This is a genomic window from Photorhabdus heterorhabditis, from assembly GCF_018448905.1.
In the GTDB taxonomy this organism is placed as follows: domain Bacteria; phylum Pseudomonadota; class Gammaproteobacteria; order Enterobacterales; family Enterobacteriaceae; genus Photorhabdus; species Photorhabdus heterorhabditis.
Genome location: NZ_RCWA01000074.1, coordinates 1 through 6,832, shown reverse-complemented (window position 1 = coordinate 6,832; position 6,832 = coordinate 1). Strand labels below are relative to the sequence as shown.

Genomic DNA, 6,832 nt, shown 5'->3' with positions numbered 1-6,832 from the left:
ATCCTGCCAAAGAGAAACACAACCATCTGGAACAGGTTGAGTTCCGCTACGAAAAAATCACCTGGACGTACAAAGACGGCAACATCATTCACTCGGATGCGTGGAATGAGCGCAGTCAGGCGTAATGGCTGATCGGCTGCTATGTCGGAGGAATGGCAGCTATTTAATCCAATCGGTGCAGCGTTGTTGCTGCACCGATTGATCGCGGGCACTGGGTGGGCTATCCCCCCAGACTAACCATTTTAATCCCCGGGGACGGGCACATTTTGAGCAAAAAATCACGGATGAGCTTCAGCCGTGCGGTAGCTATGGCAAAACGGCTTATTCCTCGAATGTGACCTGACCTCTTATTAACACCGGAACTTTATATGGATACGGTATCGACTTCATTATTGCGTCGCTTAAATCCCTATTGCGCACAGGCATTAAACGCGGCAGCGGCATTCTGCCAGACACGAGCACATGCTGAAATTACGGTGGAACACTGGTTGCTAAAACTACTTGAAGACGGTGAGGGCGATATTACTGTGATTGCCCGGCGTTACGAATGGGATATGCATTCGTTGTGGCAATCTTTGTTGACCACCATTGACCGCTTGCCCCACAGCATCAGTCAACGTCCACGGTTGTCGGATGGATTATGTCGTTTATTACAAATCGCTTGGTTTGTTGCTTCCCAAGAAGAGGGTAATGAATCTATTCGTTCAGTGCACCTTTTGCAGGTACTGCGCGGTCAGCCGGCTTGGTTGAGTACTCATGATGGCTGGCCGTTGATGAGCCTGAGTGTGAGCCAATTACAACATTTGCGCCCGCTGCTGGACAGGCATTCAGAAGAGCGCCTGGAAGTACAGGCGGCGGCACGTTTGGCCGGTAGCCGCGGGGATTCTGCGGTGGCAGAAACATCTCCTGATAAACCTGTTCAAAATTCTCCGGCATTATCACCGGCGTTGCAGGGAGTATTGGACAAATTTACGCAGGATTTAACGGCGCGTGCCGCCGAAGGCCATATTGATCCCGTGTTTGGCCGTGACAACGAAATCCGTCAGATGATCGACATTTTATCGCGCCGGCGTAAAAACAATCCGATCCTAGTCGGTGAACCGGGGGTAGGAAAAACTGCACTGGTGGAAGGATTGGCCTTGCGTATTGCGGGTGGTCAGGTGCCTGATAGCCTGAAAACCGTCAGTGTGCGAGCGCTGGATCTGGGGCTATTGCAGGCGGGCGCTGGGGTCAAAGGTGAATTTGAACAGCGACTGAAAAACGTGATTGAGGCAGTACAGCAGTCATCAACCCCGATCTTATTGTTTATTGATGAAGCTCATACGTTGATTGGTTCCGGTAATCAGGCGGGCGGTGCTGATGCCGCTAACCTGCTAAAACCTGCACTAGCTCGGGGTGTATTACGCACGATTGCCGCCACTACTTGGTCGGAATGTAAACAATATTTTGAACGGGATGCGGCACTGGAACGGCGTTTCCAGATGATCAAAGTGGATGAACCGGATGATGAAACCGCCTGCCTGATGCTGCGCGGTCTGAAAGAGCGTTATGCCCGTTATCATGGTGTTCATATTCAGGATGCTGCTGTTAAAGCCGCGGTCACCTTATCCCGCCGTTACCTGACCGGGCGTCAGCTCCCGGATAAAGCGGTGGATTTACTGGACACTGCCAGCGCCCGGGTACGGATGAGTCTGGATACTGTGCCGGAAGCGTTGACACAACGTCAGGCACAACTGACGGCCCTTGAAATGGAGCAGCAAGCGATTGAAGCGGATCGGATTATGCTGCCGACGGAAGAAGATAACACCCGCTTAAAGGAGATTGCGGTTCGGTGTGAAGAGGTTGCACACCAGACTGAACAACTCACCGAACAGTATCAGAGCGAAAAGCGTCTGGCTCAGCGCATTCTTGACTTACGTCAGCATTCCCCCAAAACGACTGAACTCAAGAAAAGCATAGAGGAACTGGAAATATTACAGGGCAGTGAGCCGTTACTCTCATTGAATGTGGATGTACGCACCGTTGCGACGGTGGTTGCCGACTGGACGGGGATACCGTTAAGCAGTTTGCTGAAAGACGAACAAACCGATCTGTTACATCTGGAGCAGCATTTAGGCGACCGGGTTATTGGTCAGGATATGGCACTGCGGGAAATAGCCCAACGTTTACGCGCGGCTAAAACTGGTTTGACACCGGAACAGGGTCCACTGGGCGTCTTTCTGCTGGTGGGGCCGAGTGGGGTGGGGAAAACCGAAACCGCGCAGGCATTGGCCGACTGCTTGTTTGGGGGCGAACGTTCACTAATTACTATCAATCTATCGGAATATCAGGAACCGCACACGGTTTCTCAGTTGAAAGGTTCACCGCCGGGTTATGTGGGGTACGGACAGGGCGGTATTTTGACGGAAGCGGTACGTCAGCGCCCTTACAGCGTCGTGTTGTTGGATGAAGTCGAAAAAGCGCATCGTGACGTATTGAACCTGTTCTATCAGGTCTTTGATCGCGGTTTTATGCGGGATGGTGAAGGGCGCGAGATCGATTTTCGTCATACCGTCATTTTGATGACCTCTAATCTGGGTAGTGATCAACTGATGGCGTTATTGGCACAACAGCCCGATGCTCCAACCGCCACCCAGCATGAATTGTTACGCCCCATATTGCGTGATCACTTTCAGCCTGCATTGCTCGCCCGTTTCCAAACCGTGATTTATCGCCCGTTACCGGCGGAAGCGCTCAGACGGATTGTGGATATCAAACTGGGGCAAGTCACCCGGCGTTTGAACACCCATTATGGCCTGACCTGCACGGTGGAAAGCGGCTTGTGCGACACGCTGGTCAATGCTTGCCTGTTGCCGGACAGTGGGGCGCGCAATATCGACAGCCTACTCAATCAACAAATCTTACCGGTGTTATCGCAGGCGTTGCTGGAACGTCTGGCACATCACCATAAACCTGTCGGCGTAACGTTAGGTTTCAATGAAGAAGAGGGGATCATCCTTGCTTTCACTGAACAGACTGCCGGATCTGATAACGGGGAAAATGCATGATGGATAGAAAAATGTTGCTGGCCCGCCAACGTCAGGCGGGTAAAACGGCGCTGACGGGCCACTGCCGCTACCGGCTTGAAGTCCGGCGCTGTGAGGCGGCGCTGGATGTGTTCAGCTTCACCGGGGAAGAACGCCTGTTCGCCCCTTATTGCTACACCCTTGATTTCACCAGTACCACCCGGGATATCGACCCGGCGGTAATGCTGAAAAAATCGGCCACGTTTATCTTGCAGGCGCCTGAAAGCCCGGAGCCGGGGCGTAAAGTGTATGGCGTGATCACCCGGTTTAACCGGGTTTCCACCTCGGTGGATGAAACCCACTATCAGGCTTGTCTGGAGCCGCGTCTGGCATTGCTGCGCCACACCCAACGTTGTGCCATTTACCAGAACCAGTCGGTACCGGAAATAGTGGAAAAGATCCTGCGTGATCGACACGGTTTTCGCGGACAGGATTTTCTGTTCACACTGGTGCGGGAGTACCCCCGGCGGGAACTGGTGGTGCAGTGGCAGGAAAGTGATCTGGCGTTTATTCAGCGGATCTTAGCGGAGGTGGGGATCTGGTATCGCTTCGAGGTGGACAGCCGGCTGGGGATTGAAGTGGTGCGGTTTGGTGATAACCAGCGCAATTACCAGTACGACGTCACTTTGCCGCTGCTTAACCCGGCGGGAATGAATCACAACACCGGTGACTCGGTGTGGGATTTACATTTCGCCCATCAGGTGGTGACGCAGGGGGTGACAGTCCGGGATTACAACTACCGGGAAGCGGAGAATTATCTGCAATTTCAGGTCATGCGGGAGCGGGATAGCACGACCGAAGGTGAGATCTATCGCTATGGCGACCATTTCCTGACGCGGGGTGAAAAGATCCAGCCAGCGGTTGAAACTGCCGGCTTTTATGCCCGGTTACACCATGAGCGCGACCTGTGCCATCAGCACCTTATCAGCGGTAAAAGCTCGTCGCCGGTTTTAGAGCCGGGTCTGGTGCTGGAAATGGCTGGCGAGGTACCGCCGATGTTGAAGAAAGGGGTGTTGATTGTTTCAACCGAGAGCACCGCTCGGCGGGACAGCAACTATCTGGTCAGTTTTATCGGCATTCCGTACAGCGAAATCATCAGCTACCGACCGGCATTGCGGGAACGTCCGGTGATTGCCGGCACCGTGCCAGCGCGGGTGACCAGTGACTGGCCGAAAGACACCTACAGCCATATCGACAAAATGGGGCGTTACCGCATCAAGTTTGATTTTGATCTGGACGAATGGCCGCTGGGGGGAGAAAGCCTGTGGGTCCGGTTAGCCCGCCCGTATGCGGGCAGCACCTACGGATTCCACTGGCCGTTGCTCCAGGGGACCGAAGTGGCGGTGGCATTTGAACAGGGCAACCCGGACCGGCCCTATATCGCCCATGCGCTGCATGACTCGCGGCATGAAGATCATGTGACCCGTTACAACTACAAGCGCAATGTGCTGCGCACACCAGCGAACAACAAACTGCGTATGGACGATGAGCGTGGCAAAGAACACATCAAATTAAGTACCGAATACGGCGGAAAAAGTCAGCTCAATCTGGGCCATCTGGTGGATGGACAGAGACCACATCCGAATAAACGCGGTGAAGGCTTTGAGCTGCGAACCGACGACTGGGGGGCTATTCGGGCGGGGAAAGGGCTGTTGTTGAGTACGCAGGGGCAGTCTAAAGCCAGTGGCAAACAACTGGATATGGATGAAATCAAACGCCAGCTTGCTGATGCGTTGTCATTAGCAGAATCGCTCTCTGATCTGCTGCAAACGGCACAGATTGATCCACTGGATAGTGATACCCAACAGCATTTTCTACAACGGAATGTCGAGCAATTGCGGGAACCGGTGATTGTCGCTGGTGCGTCAGGGGGGATTGCGCTGTCAACACCGCAACATATTCAGCACAGTGCCAGTAAAAATCTGGTGATGACTGCTGGCGGCAACACTGAAATCTCGTCGTTGAAACGTATGGTACTGGCAGCGAAAAAATCAATGGTGGTTTTTGTACATGAGCTAGGTATGAAACTGGTTGCGGCTGCCGGGAAGATTCAGGTGCAAGCTCAAACTGATGGTATTGAAGTCGTTGCTAAGAAAGGCGTGACTATCACCAGTAGTGATGACGAAATCCTGATCTCAGCTAAAAAGAAAATCACTTTGCAGTGTGGTGGTTCCTATCTGACGCTGGAACCCGGCAAGATTGAACACGGTTCTCCGGGCGATTTTAACGTCAAAAGCGCGAATTTCGATTATACCGAGCCGGCAAAGCTGGATGTGCCTTATCCCGATTTTACTGCCTGTGACGTGGTGGTTGCCGAAGCGACCGAACGGGGTGACGCGACGGTGCCATTAGGCTAAGGAATTGATATGACTGATTATTTGACTGAGCCGCGGGCATTTGCTGAACATCAATATGCGTTGATTGATCGCGTGGTTGTACAACAGTTACCGGAAGTATTGCCAGTGATTGAAGTTGTTTCACCGCTGCTTGTTTCTCAGGCGCATTTATATCCCTGGCTGTTACCGTTGCACGAGTTACCGTCTGATGTTTGGTCCCGCCTGCTCAATGAAGCACGCCGGAAAACCGATCCCGGTTCTCGACCGTTTTTCACTTTACTGCTTAAAAGCGATTTGTCTCCAGAAGCAATAAAGAATGTTCTGGTTGATGCCTTGTATCTCAAGGAAAAACAGCAGGGGCATATTCTGAGTTATTACGATCCCCGTGTCCTGTTTCATTTGCACTGGATGATGGGGCCTTGGGCATTTTCACGCCGGATTGCTTCGGATGACATTACACACTGGACATTCTGGCTGGAGGGTAACTGGCATACGCTGGCCTTCCCGGAGAAAGTCCGTTACCAGCAAGGAGAAACACCAGTGTCACTTGCCCAAATTCAACGTATTGGCCTGATTAATCAGGTACTGGCCCAGTTGCCAGTGACCTCTGATATGGGGGAGCGGCAGGCGCTTAGCCGTCGTATTGATGCGCTATTTAATATCGCCATGACGCAGTGGTCATTAACCGATAAACAGGATCTGACGGCTTTTGCACTACATGGTGTCACCTTGGGTGAAGAGTTTCATCAAGCGCCGAAAATGAAGGCGCTATTGGGTCGGTGCCAACAGAATGTGGGGTATTACCAGCGTATCACCGGTCGCTGGACGGATGAACAGTGGCAGGAAATGACCAGTAAAATTAATTACCTACAACTTTAATTGATGGAATTTTGCATGATGATCCCGAAGAAACACATTTTTAGCCTGGTTGTTTTCAGCATGGCGTTAACCGGATGCGACAGCGCTCCGTATACCAACCAAATTGAAAAGGCTATCCAGTCCAGCTTTGATGAACCTGAAGAATTATCAAAGAAATTTAATCGTTATCCCAGTGATCAACTGTTTTTCCAATCAGTCGAAAAAACGGGTAAATGCGAACCCTCACAAGACAAAGCCAACGTCTTGCTATGTCCGGTAAAGATGCGGGTTAAACAAGTCAAAGTCGGGGAACCGATACCCCGTTACTATGATGTGACGGATAAAATATCGATATATCAAAAGGATGGCGTATGGAAAGCCGATGACAATTTAAAAAGTCAGATCCTGCTATCGATTATCTTTAGCGACGCGAATGAAGCGCTGCTGGGTCGTCTTAACCCGGAAAACCTGAAATAAAGAGTGTGCAATACAGGAGATTTTATTGTGATTAACCCGGGCTGTAGTTTTTGTACCCGTAAGGGGCTGCCTGTTTTACTTGTTCGTCCTGCCATC

4 protein-coding genes and 1 pseudogene are annotated in these 6,832 nt (G+C 51.8%); all 5 read left to right on the top strand.

The window, feature by feature from the left end; translation table 11 throughout:
* A pseudogene (locus EAE89_RS22070) lies at nucleotides 1-125 on the top strand (type VI secretion system tube protein Hcp); the annotation flags it as partial.
* A gap of 243 nt (nucleotides 126-368) precedes the next feature.
* The gene (gene tssH / locus EAE89_RS22065) at nucleotides 369-3,047 is read left to right on the top strand and encodes a type VI secretion system ATPase TssH (protein WP_214086585.1); all 2,679 of its coding nucleotides are present in this window, start codon (nucleotides 369-371) and stop codon (nucleotides 3,045-3,047) included.
* Nucleotides 3,047-5,422 carry a type VI secretion system Vgr family protein gene (locus tag EAE89_RS22060; RefSeq protein WP_422615521.1) on the top strand — a complete coding sequence of 792 codons (2,376 nt, stop codon included), beginning with the start codon at nucleotides 3,047-3,049 and terminating at the stop codon, nucleotides 5,420-5,422. The genes tssH and EAE89_RS22060 overlap by 1 nt, the downstream gene beginning before the upstream one ends.
* Nucleotides 5,423-5,431: 9 nt before the next feature.
* Nucleotides 5,432-6,280 carry a hypothetical protein gene (locus tag EAE89_RS22055; RefSeq protein ID WP_214086583.1) on the top strand — a complete coding sequence of 283 codons (849 nt, stop codon included), beginning with the start codon at nucleotides 5,432-5,434 and terminating at the stop codon, nucleotides 6,278-6,280.
* Nucleotides 6,281-6,295: 15 nt separating this feature from the next.
* Nucleotides 6,296-6,736: a hypothetical protein gene (locus EAE89_RS22050; RefSeq protein WP_214086582.1), complete on the top strand. Its 441-nt coding sequence runs from the start codon at nucleotides 6,296-6,298 to the stop codon at nucleotides 6,734-6,736.
* Nucleotides 6,737-6,832: the final 96 nt, after the last annotated feature.

What these genes read in the sequence shown, in the direction of transcription:
- tssH (WP_214086585.1), top strand. Translation starts at nt 369, where the DNA reads ATGGATACGGTATCGACTTCATTATTGCGTCGCTTAAATCCCTATTGC.
- EAE89_RS22060 (WP_422615521.1), top strand. Translation starts at nt 3,047, where the DNA reads ATGGATAGAAAAATGTTGCTGGCCCGCCAACGTCAGGCGGGTAAAACG.
- EAE89_RS22055 (WP_214086583.1), top strand. Translation starts at nt 5,432, where the DNA reads ATGACTGATTATTTGACTGAGCCGCGGGCATTTGCTGAACATCAATAT.
- EAE89_RS22050 (WP_214086582.1), top strand. Translation starts at nt 6,296, where the DNA reads ATGATGATCCCGAAGAAACACATTTTTAGCCTGGTTGTTTTCAGCATG.